This is a genomic window from Corynebacterium sp. NML 120412 (genome assembly GCF_002285155.1).
Lineage (GTDB): Bacteria > Actinomycetota > Actinomycetes > Mycobacteriales > Mycobacteriaceae > Corynebacterium > Corynebacterium gottingense.
In genome coordinates, this window is the sequence record NZ_NSGL01000002.1 from 49739 (window position 1) to 64451 (window position 14713).

General features: G+C 63.3%; 22 protein-coding genes and 4 tRNA genes. 12 read left to right on the top strand and 14 right to left on the bottom strand.

The genetic code is table 11. From position 1 onward, the window contains the following. Nucleotides 1–24 precede the first annotated feature (24 nt). The 3 genes from rph to CKJ84_RS07195 are packed head-to-tail and all read left to right on the top strand — an operon-like array spanning nt 25 to nt 1777. The gene (gene rph, locus CKJ84_RS07185; protein ID WP_095275373.1) at nt 25–753 is read left to right on the top strand and encodes a ribonuclease PH; all 729 of its coding nucleotides are present in this window, start codon (nt 25–27) and stop codon (nt 751–753) included. After that, nucleotides 747–1376 carry an RdgB/HAM1 family non-canonical purine NTP pyrophosphatase gene (gene rdgB / locus CKJ84_RS07190; RefSeq protein WP_095546463.1) on the top strand — a complete coding sequence of 210 codons (630 nt, stop codon included), beginning with the start codon at nt 747–749 and terminating at the stop codon, nt 1374–1376. Before rph ends, rdgB begins: the two co-directional genes overlap by 7 nt. A 23-nt stretch (nt 1377–1399) precedes the next feature. Beyond that, the gene (locus CKJ84_RS07195) at nt 1400–1777 is read left to right on the top strand and encodes a hypothetical protein (protein ID WP_095275375.1); all 378 of its coding nucleotides are present in this window, start codon (nt 1400–1402) and stop codon (nt 1775–1777) included. 37 nt (nt 1778–1814) lie between these two features. Here CKJ84_RS07195 and CKJ84_RS07200 read toward each other — a convergent pair whose 3' ends face one another. Together CKJ84_RS07200 and CKJ84_RS07205 are read right to left on the bottom strand one after the other, a co-directional pair. Next, nucleotides 1815–2180 (bottom strand): DUF3817 domain-containing protein, encoded by a 366-nt coding sequence (locus tag CKJ84_RS07200; RefSeq protein ID WP_095275376.1) that lies wholly within the window; start codon nt 2178–2180, stop codon nt 1815–1817. After that, the gene (locus CKJ84_RS07205) at nt 2177–2632 is read right to left on the bottom strand and encodes a hypothetical protein (RefSeq protein ID WP_095535360.1); all 456 of its coding nucleotides are present in this window, start codon (nt 2630–2632) and stop codon (nt 2177–2179) included. Before CKJ84_RS07205 ends, CKJ84_RS07200 begins: the two co-directional genes overlap by 4 nt. Nucleotides 2633–2744: 112 nt before the next feature. Between CKJ84_RS07205 and CKJ84_RS07210 the strand changes: the two genes are divergently transcribed. Beyond that, nucleotides 2745–2826, top strand: a tRNA-Leu gene (locus CKJ84_RS07210). 78 nt (nt 2827–2904) lie between these two features. On the opposite strand, the gene CKJ84_RS07215 is transcribed toward CKJ84_RS07210, so the two are convergent. Together CKJ84_RS07215 and CKJ84_RS07220 are read right to left on the bottom strand one after the other, a co-directional pair. After that, on the bottom strand, nt 2905–3462 hold the full coding sequence (locus CKJ84_RS07215; RefSeq protein ID WP_095546464.1) for an Ltp family lipoprotein: 558 nt from the start codon (nt 3460–3462) through the stop codon (nt 2905–2907). A gap of 169 nt (nt 3463–3631) precedes the next feature. Next, complete coding sequence (locus CKJ84_RS07220) at nt 3632–4117, bottom strand: peroxiredoxin (protein WP_095546465.1); 486 nt, start codon at nt 4115–4117, stop codon at nt 3632–3634. Nucleotides 4118–4193: 76 nt separating this feature from the next. Between CKJ84_RS07220 and CKJ84_RS07225 the strand changes: the two genes are divergently transcribed. Further along, entirely contained in the window at nt 4194–4469 is a 276-nt protein-coding gene (locus tag CKJ84_RS07225) for a DUF3618 domain-containing protein (RefSeq protein WP_095535501.1), read from the top strand. A gap of 97 nt (nt 4470–4566) precedes the next feature. Here the strand turns inward: CKJ84_RS07225 and CKJ84_RS07230 are convergent, their stop codons facing one another. Both CKJ84_RS07230 and CKJ84_RS07235 read right to left on the bottom strand, forming a co-directional pair. Beyond that, complete coding sequence (locus tag CKJ84_RS07230; protein ID WP_095546466.1) at nt 4567–5133, bottom strand: nicotinamidase; 567 nt, start codon at nt 5131–5133, stop codon at nt 4567–4569. A gap of 257 nt (nt 5134–5390) precedes the next feature. Then, nucleotides 5391–5463, bottom strand: a tRNA-Lys gene (locus tag CKJ84_RS07235). Nucleotides 5464–5669: 206 nt separating this feature from the next. Between CKJ84_RS07235 and CKJ84_RS07240 the strand changes: the two genes are divergently transcribed. The 3 genes from CKJ84_RS07240 (at nt 5670) to CKJ84_RS07250 (ending at nt 7400) form a co-directional block, all read left to right on the top strand. Beyond that, on the top strand, nt 5670–6872 hold the full coding sequence (locus tag CKJ84_RS07240; RefSeq protein WP_095546467.1) for an Ig-like domain-containing protein: 1203 nt from the start codon (nt 5670–5672) through the stop codon (nt 6870–6872). Nucleotides 6873–6988: 116 nt separating this feature from the next. Continuing rightward, nucleotides 6989–7159 carry an ammonium transporter gene (locus CKJ84_RS07245; RefSeq protein WP_143340333.1) on the top strand — a complete coding sequence of 57 codons (171 nt, stop codon included), beginning with the start codon at nt 6989–6991 and terminating at the stop codon, nt 7157–7159. Between the two features lie 88 nt (nt 7160–7247). Further along, entirely contained in the window at nt 7248–7400 is a 153-nt protein-coding gene (locus CKJ84_RS07250; protein ID WP_369801173.1) for a P-II family nitrogen regulator, read from the top strand. A gap of 63 nt (nt 7401–7463) precedes the next feature. On the opposite strand, the gene CKJ84_RS07255 is transcribed toward CKJ84_RS07250, so the two are convergent. The 7 genes from CKJ84_RS07255 to CKJ84_RS07285 form a co-directional block, all read right to left on the bottom strand. Beyond that, nucleotides 7464–7539, bottom strand: a tRNA-His gene (locus CKJ84_RS07255). Between the two features lie 50 nt (nt 7540–7589). Further along, nucleotides 7590–8219 (bottom strand): oligoribonuclease, encoded by a 630-nt coding sequence (orn, locus tag CKJ84_RS07260; RefSeq protein WP_255395997.1) that lies wholly within the window; start codon nt 8217–8219, stop codon nt 7590–7592. A gap of 2 nt (nt 8220–8221) precedes the next feature. After that, complete coding sequence (gene cmrA, locus CKJ84_RS07265; protein ID WP_095546469.1) at nt 8222–9028, bottom strand: mycolate reductase; 807 nt, start codon at nt 9026–9028, stop codon at nt 8222–8224. 19 nt (nt 9029–9047) lie between these two features. Then, nucleotides 9048–9374: a transcriptional regulator gene (locus CKJ84_RS07270; RefSeq protein WP_095275403.1), complete on the bottom strand. Its 327-nt coding sequence runs from the start codon at nt 9372–9374 to the stop codon at nt 9048–9050. Next, nucleotides 9367–9849, bottom strand: a complete 483-nt coding sequence (locus CKJ84_RS07275) for a hypothetical protein (RefSeq protein WP_143340334.1) — start codon at nt 9847–9849, stop codon at nt 9367–9369. Before CKJ84_RS07275 ends, CKJ84_RS07270 begins: the two co-directional genes overlap by 8 nt. Nucleotides 9850–9890: 41 nt before the next feature. Then, nucleotides 9891–10448 carry a hypothetical protein gene (locus CKJ84_RS07280; RefSeq protein WP_233125578.1) on the bottom strand — a complete coding sequence of 186 codons (558 nt, stop codon included), beginning with the start codon at nt 10446–10448 and terminating at the stop codon, nt 9891–9893. Further along, on the bottom strand, nt 10445–11095 hold the full coding sequence (locus CKJ84_RS07285; protein WP_095546471.1) for a hypothetical protein: 651 nt from the start codon (nt 11093–11095) through the stop codon (nt 10445–10447). The genes CKJ84_RS07280 and CKJ84_RS07285 overlap by 4 nt, the downstream gene beginning before the upstream one ends. A 182-nt stretch (nt 11096–11277) precedes the next feature. On the opposite strand from CKJ84_RS07285, the gene CKJ84_RS07290 reads away from it, so the two are divergent. From CKJ84_RS07290 to CKJ84_RS07300, 3 genes are read left to right on the top strand one after another with little or no spacing between them, the layout of a single operon-like run. Further along, a complete protein-coding gene (locus CKJ84_RS07290; RefSeq protein WP_095275406.1) occupies nt 11278–11652 on the top strand; it encodes a hypothetical protein in 375 nt (124 codons plus the stop codon). 6 nt (nt 11653–11658) lie between these two features. Next, on the top strand, nt 11659–11910 hold the full coding sequence (locus tag CKJ84_RS07295) for a hypothetical protein (protein WP_095546472.1): 252 nt from the start codon (nt 11659–11661) through the stop codon (nt 11908–11910). Nucleotides 11911–11919: 9 nt separating this feature from the next. Beyond that, the gene (locus tag CKJ84_RS07300; protein ID WP_095275408.1) at nt 11920–12468 is read left to right on the top strand and encodes an LURP-one-related/scramblase family protein; all 549 of its coding nucleotides are present in this window, start codon (nt 11920–11922) and stop codon (nt 12466–12468) included. 25 nt (nt 12469–12493) lie between these two features. On the opposite strand, the gene CKJ84_RS07305 is transcribed toward CKJ84_RS07300, so the two are convergent. Further along, a tRNA-Arg gene (locus CKJ84_RS07305) sits at nt 12494–12567 on the bottom strand. 104 nt (nt 12568–12671) lie between these two features. Between CKJ84_RS07305 and CKJ84_RS07310 the strand changes: the two genes are divergently transcribed. After that, entirely contained in the window at nt 12672–14663 is a 1992-nt protein-coding gene (locus CKJ84_RS07310) for a bifunctional copper resistance protein CopD/cytochrome c oxidase assembly protein (RefSeq protein WP_095537370.1), read from the top strand. Nucleotides 14664–14713 lie beyond the last annotated feature (50 nt).

Genomic DNA, 14713 nt, shown 5'->3' on the forward strand with positions numbered 1-14713 from the left:
GCGGCGTGCGTTAGGCTGGGGCGCATGACTGATTTCAAACGCGCAGACGGCCGCGGACTCAACGAGATGCGCCCGGTGCGCATCACCCGCGGCTTTACTTCCAACCCAGCTGGCAGCGTGCTTGTCGAGTTTGGCAACACCCGCGTGATGTGCACCGCCTCCGTGGAGGAGGGCGTGCCGCGCTTTAAGCGGGATTCCGGCGAAGGCTGGCTCACCGCGGAGTACGCGATGCTCCCGTCGGCCACCCACGACCGCATGCCGCGCGAATCCATGAAGGGCAAGGTCAAGGGCCGCACCCACGAGATTTCCCGCCTGGTGGGTCGCTCTCTGCGCGCTGCGGTGGACCTGTCCGAGCTGGGCGAAAACACCATCCAGCTCGATTGCGATGTGCTGCAGGCCGATGGCGGGACGCGCACCGCGTCCATCACGGGTGCGTACGTAGCGCTGGCGGACGCGATCGAGGTGCTCAAGGAGCGCGGCGTGGTCCCGGGTGAGCCACTGCTCAAGCCGGTCGCGGCGGTGTCCGTTGGCATTATCGACGGCCGCGTGAGCCTCGACCTGCCGTACGAGGAAGATTCCCGCGCGGAGGTTGACCTCAACGTGGTGATGCAAGAGGGCGGCAACTTCGTGGAGATCCAGGGCACCGGTGAGCACGGCCTCTTCGGCCGCAGCGAGCTCAACGAGATGCTCGATGTTGCCGAGGTCGGGCTCAACGAGCTCATCGGCGCCCAGAAGGCGGCCCTGGGATGGTAAAAGTCCTCGTTGCTTCGAACAACCCCGGGAAGCTCCGCGAGCTCGAAGAGGTGCTGCGCGAGCTGGACATCGCCGGTGTTGAGCTGGTGTCGCTGCGCGACGTCGAGCCCTACCCGGAGCCGAAAGAGGACGGGCTGACCTTTGAGGACAACGCGCTGATCAAGGCTCGCGCCGGTGCCGCGCGCACCGGGCTGCCCTGCGTCGCCGACGACTCGGGCCTGGCCGTCACTGCGCTCAACGGGATGCCTGGCGTGCTCTCCGCGCGTTGGTCCGGCGACCACGACGCAGACGACGCCGACTCCGCGAATAACCGGTTGTTGCTCGCGCAGATGCAGGACATCGAGCTTCGCGACGCCGCGTTTATCTCCTGCTGCGCCCTCGTCACCCCCGCCGGCGACGAGTTCACGGCGACGGGCCGCTGGCCGGGCCAGCTGCTCCGCGAGCCACAGGGCGAGGGCGGGTTCGGCTACGACCCGCTGTTCGCCCCGGACGACGCGCAGCCAGCGGACGCGACGCGTCCGGTCTCCTCGGCGGAGTTGACGCCAGAGGAGAAGAACGCCTGGTCGCACCGTGGGCAGGCGCTGCGCGCGCTCGCCCCGGACATCGCGCGCCTGCTGGGATAGGCCAGTTTGGCTAGGGTAGTGGCATGAAGAAAACGCTTGCACTCTCAGCCACTGTCATGATCGCCGGAACCGCGCTCGTCGGCTGCGGCTCGTCCTCCGATTGGGACGGCTCCTGGTCCGGCGATGTCACCTCCACGGACGCCAGCCAGCCCGGCGGCGCCGCGACCCTCACCATCGACGGCGGTGACTGCCACTGGGAGCTCACCGAGCCGGACGGCCAAACCAACGACGCCCGTTGCGAGCAGGACGACGAGGAATTTAAGCTCGCCGACCCGCTTTCCGGGCGCGACCTGGAGTACAAGGGCAAGATCAACGGCGACACGCTGACGTTGAGCCCGGACAATGACCGCGCCGAGGACATCGGCGTGATGGTCCTGACCCGGGCTGGGGAAGAAAAGTAATTGGTTCGGGGCGCGTACCGGTGCCCGACCGCCCTGGTTAGCCGAGCTGGAACGTCTCGGTGACTTCCTTGCGTCGCTTCGCTTCGACGATGAAGGACATGAACGGCACGATGCCGGAAACCGCGGTGAGCACCCACGTCACCGATGACCAGCGGGCCTTAAGCCCCAGGTTCAGCGAGGCGACGAGGAAGAACATAAACGCGAAGCCGTGGACGCGAGCCACCCACGAGAGCAGGGACACGTCCATGTCCAGGCCGTACTGCATCACCATGCGGGTGATGAGCAAGAGGAAAAGTACGCCCGTGATCCACGCCGTGATGGAGAAGAGGTGCAGCGCGGTGCGCACGCGGCGCTGACGCTCCGGGTGGATCTTCGGGGTGGCAGCGGGGGTTTGCTCGGTCATGCGTCCTTCTCCTCGGAATTGTGCTGGTGTGGGGTTTGCCTACGCGGCGTGAGCATGTCGTTGTACTCCTGGACGTCCATCTGCGGCCGCGATGGGAGGAAGTCTTCGCTAATAGTTTTCGGTTGCGATGGGTCCGCACCGTACTTGGCCAGGTCCGCCTCGTACAGGCTGTCCATTTGCTCGCCGGCGTTGATCGCGTCGATCTTCTCGTTTTCCATGCGGATGCCCGCCCGGTAGGCGTAAACAAAAAACGCCCCGAAGAACGGCCACTGGAGGGCGTACCCAAGGTTTTGGAACGTGCCCGTGCCGGACTGGAAGCGGGTCCACTGCCACCACGCCAGCAGGCAGCAGGTGATGACGGCGGCGATAAGCAGCAGGATATGCCACGCGCGCACCTTCACGCGGGAGCGCTTCTCCGGTGCAGGGGCCTCTGTTTCGCCGAACTCACTCACAAGCGGACAGTTTACCAACTCCACACCTGCAACCAAACTAAAGTTTGATGGGGTGAGTGGGGGCTTACCGGTTTCGGGCGGGCGCGTCGCGCCGTGTAGCATGATGGTCACCGCGCCCGTGGCGGAATTGGCAGACGCGCTGGATTTAGGTTCCAGTGTCTACGGACGTGAGAGTTCAAGTCTCTCCGGGCGCACGAGAAAGCACCTGGGGCATCAAGGCCCCAGGTGCTTTGTGCTCGCGCGAGTTCCGGCTGCGTTAGAGGTGCTCTGCGTTAGAGGTGCTCGACGGCGAACTCAGCCTGCTCGCGGGTGAAGTGCTCGGGCCCTTCGGTCAGGGCCTTGGTGAGCTCGCTGCGGCTCGTGCCGTCTTCTTCCATCTGCTGCGCTACCTGGAGGGCGAGCTGGTTGAAGTCCGCGTCGAGGTGGTCGACGGCGTAGCTCGCGGTTTCACGGTCGAAACCGTCGGTGTCGCGCAGCAGGGTGTACAGGTTTTCCTCGGACATCGCCTGACCGTTCAGGTGCACCTCTGCCGCCTTGAGCGCCTCTGCCTGCGCGCCGGTGGCGTTGGCACCGGCCGTAGCGTTGGCGCTCACGGGGGTGTCCGTCGCCGGGGCGGACTCGTCATCGTTGTCGCTGAGCAGCAACCAGCCGAGGAGCCCGAAGCCGATGAGGGCGAGGACGACGACGGTCGCCCACTGGGCGGTGGTGGAGCGGGGACGTGCGTCCGCTTCGTCGTCGTGCGAGCCCTGCAGCGGGTACGGGCTGGACGGGCGCGCGGCACCGGCGGTGTCGTCGGCGCGGGAATCGCTGGGATTGATTGGACTAGACATGAGGCCTCACTTCGTCGCGGCAGGTCAACGCCGCATCAAATCGGTGGGGGACAAAATTTCACTGATATGACCATTATGCCTGGGTGTGGCGTGAATAAGCAAAAAGTTCCCGCGAAACACGGTGAAGATCACACCTGGGTGGCGCTATTCGCCCGGGGCTTTAACGCTGCTAAATATCCCAGTCGCGCAGGATCCGATCGACATGCCCCGAGGCGCGGACGTTGTACTTGGCCTCCTCGATGGTGCCGGAGCCGTCCTCAGCCACGTTCACCAGGAAGGTGGAGCGGATGACACCCTCCGTCACCTTGCCGTACATCTTCTTCTCTCCAAACGCGCCGTACGCGATGAGGGTGTCCTTCGATTCATTACCAAGCAACTCGATGCCCAGATCGTGCTTCGCACGGAAGTCCGCGAGCTTGTCGGTGGGGTCCGGGCTGATGCCCAGCACGGTCACGGAGGCGTTGTTGAAGTCCTCGAGCTTTTCCGTGAAGTCGCACGCCTCGGTCGTGCAGCCCGGGGTGTTCGCCCGCGGGTAGAAGTACACGATGACGCGCTTTCCGGCGAAATCTGACAGGGAGACCTGCTCGCCCTTGTCGTTGGTCAGGGTGAAGGCTGGGGCGGTGTCGCCCTTTTCCAGTCTGATCTGATCATTCATACTTCACCGTTTTACACGTTTTACACTACTGTGGTCACAAGAACCGACAAACGAGTACAACGTAGGAGAATTGAACGTGGCACGAGACATTCACGACATTGAGCGCGACATCTCCCGCACCCGCAGCCAGCTCGCCAGCACCCTGGACGAGCTCGCGGATCGCGCGAACCCGTCCACCCTCGCGGGGGGCGCGAAGGACGGCGCTCTGGAGTGGCTGAAGGACGAGACGGTGCAGAAGGTCCTCGCCGGCATTGGCGTCGGTATCGCCGCACTCGTCGGCATCAAGGTGCTCAACGGCCGCAAGCGCAAGAAGGAGCTCAACGAGCTGCAAAAGCTGCTGTCGCGCAACTAGCGCCAGACCGCTTCGGAACAACGAAAAACCGTCCACACCACCGATTGGTGGGTGGACGGTTTTTTGCTGCGCTGTAGCGTCGACAAGCGCCCCGGCGTTAGGCGATCTCCGCCCCGGCGTCCATCATCTCCTGGAGGGCCCGGGCGCCCGTCGCGTCATCGACGGGGGCGACCATGCCGCGCAGCACCCGGACCTTGAAACCCTGCTTCAGCGCGTCGAGCACCGTGGCGCGAACGCAGTGGTCGGTGGCGATGCCGCAGACATCGAGCTCGTTGATGTCGTGCTCGCGCAGCCAATCGCCCAGCAGCATGCCGTTGTCGTCGTGGCCCTCGAAGCCGGAGTACGCGGCCGAGTGCTCGCCCTTGCGGAAGAAGTGGTCGATCAGCGAGGTGTCAATCGGCCCGCGGATCTTCGCGCCGTAGGTGTCCGCGACGCAGTGCGGCGGCCACGAGTCCTGGAAGTCGGGGTTCTCAGAGAAGTGCTCGCCTGGGTCGATGTGCCAATCCTGGGTGGCGATGATGTGCGCGTACTCGCGCGTCCGGTTGTCCTCGGTGCTGAGGAACTGGGCAATTTTCGACGCCACCTCATCCCCGCGAGCCGTTGCGAGCGGTCCGCCGGGGCAGAAGTCATTTTGGACGTCTACAAGCAGGAGTGCCGTATTCATAGTAGCAACCTTAATTGATTCTCAGGCGACCGGCAAATGTATGCGCATTTTGTTTCAGGAAAGCGGGGAGGCGCACTAAATCTGCAGGATACAAAAGGGGTGACCTATTCCTGTATTAAGAAAGGCTCTCAGGTTTTTGGGGCTGGGAAGGGGGCGTGCTGGATTGTCGTGGGTGATACGTTCTAGGGGACTAGCGTACCGAAAAAGAAAACCCCCTCGCTGAGTACCATTCGGTATCTCCGCGAGGGGGTGAACTGTGCGCCATCAGGGAATCGAACCCCGAACCCACTGATTAAGAGTCAGTTGCTCTACCAATTGAGCTAATGGCGCGTATTTTGTTTTTCTCTCTGTCGCTCTCGGCGACGTTGAAAACAATAACACCTTTCCTTGCAGGGAGTGAAATCGCCTGGTCACGAGCCTTTTTCGTAGTGTTCAAATTGTAATCTATTTAAAGCGAAATGAAGTAGCGTTTGGGTGCTTTTGGCAGATAGGGTAATTGCAATGCACAACGCGATATTGGAGGTAGGAAAGCGTTCATGCGTGTAGGGAAAGTGGTGCGCCGGGCAGCTGGCGTCGTTGCGGCGGCCGCGATGGCCACCACGCTGGTGTCGTGCACGATCGGTGAGACGAACGAGGCTGAAACACAGCACGTTGCCAAGACCGAGGAGCACGAAGCGGCAGAGGAACCGAAGCCGGAGCCGCCGGAATTCTCTTTCGAGGACGGCGCTGAAGATGCCGAGCCTGGTGAGCCAGTCACCGTTACCTCGGATGAGGGGCTGTCGTCTGTGGTGATGACCAACGAAGACGGCAAGGTTGTCAGGGCGAAGATGAACGATGAAAAGACTGAGTGGGAAACGGCGGAGCCGCTCGGTTACGGTCGCACGTACACGGTGAAGGCTGAAGACGCTGCGGGCCAGAAGGCGAAGCAGAGTTTCACCACGGTGGTTCCGGCGGCTGAGACCAACGTGTATCTGGGCCCCCTTGACGGTGACAACGTCGGTGTGGGGCAAGCAATCACGCTCCGCTTCGACGTGCCGATTCAGGACACGAAGGCCGTTGAGGAGCTCATCGACGTGGAGACCTCCAATGACACCGAGGGTGGGTTTTTCTGGCTCGATCCCTACGAGCTGCGCTGGCGTCCGAAGGATCTGTGGGAGCCTGGCACCGAGGTCACTGTCGCTGCCAACGTCTACGGCAAGGATATGGGTGGCGGGGTCTACGGCGTCGAAGACGTCGAGCACAGCTTTACCATTGGTGACAAGGTCGAGGCTGTGGTAGACAACGCGGATAAGATGCTGAAGTTCTACCGAAATGACGAACTGGTGAAGTCCTTCCCGGTATCAATGGGTAGCGATAACTCGCGTGATACGCCGAACGGCACCTTCATTGTGGGCGACATGCACAATTCGTTGGTGATGGATTCGCGCACCTATGGTCTCGGCCTCGAGCAGGGTGGCTACGTCACCCCGGTGTCGTACGCGACGCAGCTGTCCTACTCCGGCATCTACCTCCATGCCGCGCCGTGGGCGATGTGGGCGCTCGGCAACACGAACCAATCGCACGGTTGCATTAACGCGTCGATGGCGGACGCGCAGTGGTTCCAGGAGAACGTGAAGCGCGGTGATGTGGTGACTGTACAGAACACATACGGTGGCACGCTCACGCCGTACGACGGGCTCGGCTACTGGAACATGGACTGGGAGATGCGCTCGGGTGGAACCGAGGATCCCAATGCGTAAGGTTGGTGGCGCGTAGGCGTCGACAAGCGATCTGCTCCAGGCACTGATTGTGCTTGGAGCGTTTTTATTTGCCTTCTCGCTTGTTGGCGGCGTCAGGGAACTCCGCGTGGATGCTCATGAGCGCCTCCCTGGTGCTGGACATGATGGTGACGTCCTTCGCCGCGATGGCGGTCGTCCCCGTCGTCTACGTGTTGTGGGGATGGTCGGCGTCGTACGCTGGAGACGACATCGCCGGGATCGTGGCCACCCCGCTGCAGGCATTTGGGGTCAGGGGGCCAGATCGCTGATTCCGCGGGCAACTTCGTGGCGGGCGCGGCGAGGTCTACCGCGGCGCAGAGGTTGCAGCGGACTTCGTGCCGAAACTGAAGCTCGAGATTGTCACGGGGGGAGGGGCTGGCCGACCGGGCGGTGGACGCCATCCTTCGGGCGGCATCCACGGGGACGTTTGGCGACGGCAAGATTTGGATCTCTCCGGTCGACGACGTGATCCGCGTGCGTACCGGCGAGTGTGGCGAGCAGGCGCTGTAGGGCGCGGCCGACCGAGAAAGCAATGTACCCCGTCACCTGTTTGTACAGGTCACGGGGTAACTTTGGGGTGGCTGACGGGACTCGAACCCGCGACACCCAGGATCACAACCTGGTGCTCTACCAGCTGAACTACAGCCACCATCGCTGCGTTTTCAGCAGCGGGAACTACCTTAGTACGCGGTCTCTAAATCACAAAAACGGCTGGTAGGCGCTATTGGCAGCGTCCCTTGCGTGCTCAGCTTCCGGGGTCTCCGGGCCGGGAGATTCCACGAACACGGAGCGGCGGTAGTAGTCCAGTTCGCGAATGGATTCCACGATGTCCGCGAGCGCGCGGTGCGCCATGCCTTTCTCGGGCTGGTTGAAGTACGCACGCGGGAACCAGCGGCGGGTGAGCTCCTTGACGGTGGAGACGTCGATCATGCGGTAGTGCAGGGCCGAGTCGAGGCGTGGCATCTGCTCGCGGATAAAGGCGCGGTCGGTGGCAATTGAGTTGCCCGCCAGGGGAGCGGGGTGCGCCTTATCGCAGTGCTTGTCCAGCAGTGCCAGGACGGCGTCCTCGGCCTCCTTCATGGTGACGGTCGACGCCTTGATCTCGTCGAGCAGCCCGTTATCTGTGTGCATCTTGGTGACAAAGTCATCCATCTCAGCGAGCTCGGCCTCGGTCGCTCCGATGACAATGTCCAGGCCTTCGTCCAAAATATTGAGCTCGGCATCGGTCACCAGTGCCGCCACCTCGACGATCACGTGGCGGTGCGTGTCTAGACCGGTCATCTCCAGGTCGACCCAAACGATCCGGTTATCTTTTGCGTGGATGTCCACGGTTACTCTTCTCCCATCTTTGCGTAAAAACTGCCTACGAGCGGGGCGATCACGCCGCGCGGCCCGTAGGCGGAAACCACGTCCATCGCCTTGGACAGCGGGCCGGGGACCACGCGGCGCTTGTTCGCGCGCATGGCTCGCAGCGTGTCGCGGGCGCACGAGTCGTAGGTGGTCCACAGGAAATCCGGCACGACCTTGTCCACGATGGACTGCTCCTCTTCCGGAATGTACGCGTCGCGTACCGGGCCCGGTGCAAGCAGGGTGCAATGCACGCCCGAATCTTTGAGCTCGAAGTGCAGGGCCTCGGTAAACGCGTTCACGCCAGCCTTGGTGAACACGTAGGTGGCGTTGTTGGGAATGGGGATGTTGCCTGCTGCCGAGCCGACGTTGCACAGCGCCCCCTCGCCCCGCGGCACCATCTGGTCCAGCACGGCCTTGGTGATGCGGAACACGGCGGTGGAGTTCAGGTTGTACTGGTTTGTCTCGTATCCCCAGTCCTGGCGCATGAATGGGCCGAAGCTGGCGATGCCCGCCGAGTTCACGCATAGCGTCACCTTGCGCGTCGCAATGTGCGCGAGCAGCGCGTCCACGTCGCGCTCCTTGGCCAGGTCGGCGGCCACGACCTCGACGTTGACGCCGTGCGCGTCGCTCAGTTCGTGGGCGAGCTCCATGAGCACGTTTTCGCGACGGGCGACGATGATCAGGTTGTAGCCGGCGGCGGCGAGGTCGCGCGCCACCGCCTCGCCAATGCCCTGTGACGCGCCGGTCACCAGGGCATAAGAGTCAATTTCGGGGGCTGGAAAAGTCATGGTCTACAGGGTACCTGGGCTAGTGCTTCTCGACGCCCACCTCACCCCTCGCCAGCGCCTCCAACGCCTCCATGTGCGCCTGGAAGGCTTCGCGCCCCTCCCTGGTGAGCGTGACCCACACCGTGTCCTTCGCCCGAGTCGAGCCGTACTCGCGGAACCGGGTCACAAAACCGGCTTCCTCCAGGGCGTTGAGCTGTTTGGACAGCGTGGCGTCGGAAAGCTGGGTGGCGTCGCGAAGCGTGCTGAAGCGCATTTCGTAGCGCGTCTCGCCCTCGATGGCGCCGCCGGCGTTGAGCGCCGCGCAAATCTTCAAACGGTTGATGGGGTGGATGACGGGGTTAGTCATGGTACTTGTTCCAGGTCAGGCCGTAGGCGGCGATCATGCCAATTGTTGTGGCTGCCGCGACGATGGCACAGGCCACTGTGCCGATTCCTTCAGCGAGCGTCATGAGGGGGTATGCGAGCAGAGGAATGACGACAGCTTTCCAATTGAGCTTCGGATCCTCGCGGACCTCTTGCTTCATCGCGGTGCGCACCCCGCGTTTGGCGGAAAGCTCGATCCAGATGATGCCCACCACACCAGCGAGGAGGATGAGCAAACCCCAGGCGTGCCCAACGAGGGTGAAGTACATGCCGGCGCCGAAACAGAGGCTGGTCGCCACGATGCTCAGCCACGGCACGGGTTGGGATGCCTTGGCGCGCGCTTCGGTGTCGCGAATTGCCTCGAGTGTCTCGCGAGCGGAGGCGGCTGTGTCCTTGTGTTTGACTCTGGCGTGCTGATTGGTCGTGCTTTGCCGACCCTGCGGCTCCATGTTTTCCATAGTGGAAAGTGTACCGGAACGCGGGGTAACGTCAAGTGGGATTACTCCTCGTCCAGCCACTCCGAGAGCGCCTGCGCGGAGGTACGCGCGTGGTGGACCACCATGCCCAGCTGTACGTCGCGGGCAAAAACGGCCAGGACCAGGTGGCCGACGGGCGGGTGCGCCACTTTTGCCAGTGCGATGACCTCGTCGTTTGGCAGCGATACGCTAACGATTGCGTCGCGTCCTTCGCCTTTCGCCTCATTGGGGTCGCGGGAGGGGTCCACAATCGCGGCCTGCGCCCCGGCGGTGCCAAACATCGATGAGTTTAGGGCGCTGATCCGGGCGGCGTCGAGCGCGTCGCCGAGGCCGATCGAGCAGACGTGGGTGCCGTCGCCGGTGCCGAGGACGACTGCGTAGATTCCCGGTACCTGGTGGCGCATGCGCGACATGTATGGCAGAGCGGCGGCAGCCAGGTCGTTCGTAGCGAAATCGGTGCCGCGCACCCGGCGGTGGCGCCCAATCTGAGCTTTGACGTCATCTTTCATGGCTTCTGACAATCCGCCCTCCAGGCCGTCTGTGGCCAACGTGGTCGTCGTGTTTTCAAGCGTCGCGGTCACAGGTAATCCTCCAGTCTGGTCAGGGCGAGGTCAATAACGCGCGCCACGTCGTCGTGCACGCGCGGGTCGGCCGCCACCACGGGAATGTCGGAGTGGCCGGCCATGGAAAGAAAATCGCGCAGGATCGGGAGCGGGTCGGGCCCATCCGGGTCGATGAAGTTCACCGCGAAGGTGGTGCGGTGATAGGCGTCCAAGCTCCCGATGGTCTCCAGCCAGTGCACGACCTGCTGTTCCAGGAGCTGCGGGAGCCCGAAGAGCCAGACCACGAGCGCTGCGGCCGGATTGCGGGCGGGGGTGCGCGCATCATCAAACTGGTCTTGGCCCGCGGTGCCGAAGACGGCGACGCGCGTGGTGTCGGCGCGGTCCCAGACGCCGAAGTCGATCCCCACGGTGGTCGTTGTCTTGGTCTGAGCGATGAAGTCGTCGGAAGCGTTGGCGTGCGCCTCAGTGTTGATGGGTGTCACCGTCGAGATGGTCGCGACTCCCGTCGTCTTACCAACCCCAACCGGGCCGACAAAGACGACCTCGGAATCTGAGTACGCGCCAATGATGGCGTCCGAGGGCATTGTCAGGTGTGGGTCCAGGTCATCGGCGGTGATGTCCTCGGCCTTTCCGTGGCGCCGCCCAGTGGCGGGCGTTTGAGTCATATCATTTCCTCAGGTTCAGTTTGGGGAGTGACACCCAAATTATCAGACTTTTCTTTCCATTTGTCTAATATTGCGGTATCCTGTGGTGGCAATCCGGGCCAGCGTGCACTTCCACCGTCCCAAACGGGCGCGTACCTGTGCGCCGTGACCAGCAATTACACGAGAATACGAAAAGGAATCGAATGTCCCAGCAGGAGAATCTCAACAACTTCCTCAACGCCGTCTCTGAGGACCTCAGCGGCTTCATTGGCGCATCTGTCGTCGACATCAACACCGGTATGTCCCTGGTGTCCACCTCCCGTTACCCGGACTTCGACCTGGACATCGCGGCTGCGTACAACTCTGAGATGGTGAAGGCCAAGTTCAAGACCATGGAGGCGCTGGGCATCCAGGGTGGCCTGCAGGACATGCTGCTTACCCTCACCGACCAGTTCCACTTGATCAAGATTCTGGAAAATGACTTGTTCATCTACGTGGCAGTCGACTCCTCCCGGACCAACCTGGCGCTCCTGCGTACGGCCGTGAACGCGAACGTGAAGAAGTTCGGCCTGGCATGAACGCAAGTGCGGCGTGACGTCACTGACGGCGCTGACGCCGCCGACGCCACCGACGGCACTGACGCCGAGCTGGTAAAAGCACCTGACGCACCGGATGTGCCGGAAGCGGAGGAGTACCACGGGGCCCACGAGCTAAGGGAAGACCGGGAAGACGTAGTCGTCGAGAAGCCTGACGCGACTCCGGAGGTCGACGAAGAGAAGCCTGAGACGCGGCACGCGCCGCCGCATCGGAAAGCGTGGTGGCTGCCGTGGCGGTAGCCTGGCGTCATGCTTGATCGCGATGAACTGATTTTCAGCCAGACCAAGGCACTTGGTACCGACGAATTTGAAATCACCGACGGGCAGGGCCAGCTCGTCGGCACGGCGCGGCAAACGCTGCAGCTCGCCGATATGTTCCGTGGCTCGCGCGGGGTGGAGGTGCGCGACGCCCAAGGCACCCTCGTGCTTGGCGTGACCGACCCGGCGAATTTCCTCCGGGACTCCTACGAGGTGCGCCTGGCGGAGCCCGACATGGTGCTCGCCACACTGCGCAGCAAGTTTTCCCTGCTGCGCACCAAGCTTGACCTGGAGATCGCCGGCTTTCCCAGCGTGCAGATTGATGGCAAGCTGCTCGCCCTCAACTTTGACCTGACCAGCAACGGACAGCCGATCGCGAGCATCAATGCAGAGTACACGGGCATGGGGCGCGCGTTTATGGGTAAGACCTCGTACCGGATCAGTTTCCAGCCGGGCCTGGATCAGCGTCAGCACGCGGCAATCCTCGGCACCGCGGTGGCGGTGGACATGCTGCGACGGAAGCGCCGAAACTCCTCCTAGCAGCGGTTTTCGCCCCAACGAAAAGCGCCCCCAGCAGGACTCGAACCCGCGACCAGCCGGGTAGAAACCGGATGCTCTAATCCACTGAGCTATGGGGGCAGCGCTCACGAGGGCACCCGTACGCCCGGGCGCTCCGTGCAGCCCGCCTATTGTAGCGCAAGGCCAGTTAGGCACCCCAATCAATCAAAAGTAGGGTAGGGGGCATGTCTGAAGTGGGAGTTCGCAAGCGGGCAGTGCGGCCCGCCTGGCCGGTGTACGTTGCAGCCTGCGTGATCGCCGCGGTGGTGGCGGGTGCGGTGGCGCAATCGTTCGCGGGGGCGTCGTTAAGTGCCCTCGGCATCCCTGATCCCGGTGCGTTGACCACTGCCGGCCTGCCCGCGTTGCGCGGCGTCGCCTGGCTGCTGTTTGCGCTGTCGTTAGGGTCGTTTTTCCTCACCGCGTGGCTGATCCCGCCGACGCGGCGCGGCGAGGGCGCGGATCTGAACGGCGCGCAGCTCACCGTCGACGGGATCATCGCATCGCGGACCGGCGGCTGGGCGCAGCTTGGCATCGCGCTTATCGGGTTGACGATGATTCCGCTCGTGCTTTCCGACGTCTCCGGCGAACCGCTCGGGGAGGTCTTCTTCCAGCTCAGTGCCTGGTCCGTCGCGCTGGAGCAGGTTGCCGACGCGAAGGTGTGGCTGGTCACCGCCATCATCGCCGCGGTCGTTGGCGTGTGCGGACTCCTGGCGCGCAGCTGGTTTTCCCAGGTGGCGCTGTGTGGGGGCGCGTTGGCGTCGATAATGCCACTGGCGCTGACGGGTCACTCGGCGTCGGGCGGAAGCCACGACTTTGGCACGAACTCGCTGATCTGGCACCTGGTGTTCATGCTCATCTGGGTCGGCGGACTCATGGCGCTGGTGGCGCACGGCCGCAGGCTGGGCCCCAACCTGGAGGGGGCGGCGCGGCGGTATTCCGCGGTTGCCCTGTTCGCGCTGCTGGTCATGCTGGTATCTGGGCTGACCAATGCGCTCATCCGGGTCCGGCTGTCCGACTTGCTCGACTACGCCTACGGCTGGGTGCTGGTGATCAAGTTCGCGGGCATCCTCCTGCTTGGCCTGATGGGGTTCGCGCACCGCCAGCTCACGCTGCCGCAGCTGGGGTCGCGCCCCGGCGCGTTTACCCGCTTCGCCCTCGTGGAGGTCGTGGTCATGGCGGCAATTGCGGGCCTGTCGGTCACACTCGGGCGCACCCCGCCCCCGCCGCCGCTGGACCCCGACCTGACCGCGATGCAGGTGGCGCTGGGCTACAACCTTGCCGAGCCGCTCACGTGGGGCAACTGGCTGACGCAGTGGCGCCCGGAGCTGCTGTACAGCGTTATCGCGCTGCTGCTTGCCGTGTACTACCTCTACCTGGTGCGCCGCGTGCCCGGGTGGCGCGCGTCTCGCACGGCGTGGTGGTTGCTCGGCTGCGCCACGGTGGTGGTCACGCTGAGCTCCGGGCTGGGGATGCACATGGCGGCCGCGTACTCCACGCACATGACAGTGCACATGATCCTCTCGATGGGCGCTCCCGTCTTCTTCGTGCTCGGCGCGCCGCTCACGCTGGTCCGCGAGGCCTACCCGGCCGGCGAGTTCAACCCGCGCCTGTGGGCGGAGAGCTTCCAGCACTCGCGCCTCGTCCGCGTGATCACCTACCCGCCGGTGTCCGCGGTGCAGTTCCTCGTGCTTTTCTACGTCATGTACGTCTTCCCCTCGCTGTATGAGCTGATGATCTCGGAGCACGCGGGCCATGTGATCATGAACGCCGTGTTCCTTGTTTCCGGCTATTTCTACTTCTGGGAGCTCATTGGGCCGGACGAGCTGCCCGCGCGTCACTCGGCGAAAGTCCGCCTGGCGTGGCTGTGGATCGCCATGCCGTTCCACCTCTTTATGGGCGTGTACCTGATGCAGCTCAACTTCGTGCTGGGCGAGGATTTCTACCAGTCGCTACAACTCCCGTGGGATCCGGACTTGCTTGATGATCAAAAGGTGGGCGGCGGTATCGGCTGGGCGGCCGGCTCGTTCCCGCTGGTCATCGTGTTTGCGCAGCTGTTCCGCGCGTGGTTTGCGGAGGACAACCGGGAAGCGATCGAATCCGACCGCAAGGCAGAAGAAACAGACGACGAGGAATGGCGCCAATACAACGAGATGCTCGCGCAATACAATCGACTCTAGCTGACATTTTTGGAAAATTGTCCGCCACCCCTTCCTATTTCGTACGTTTC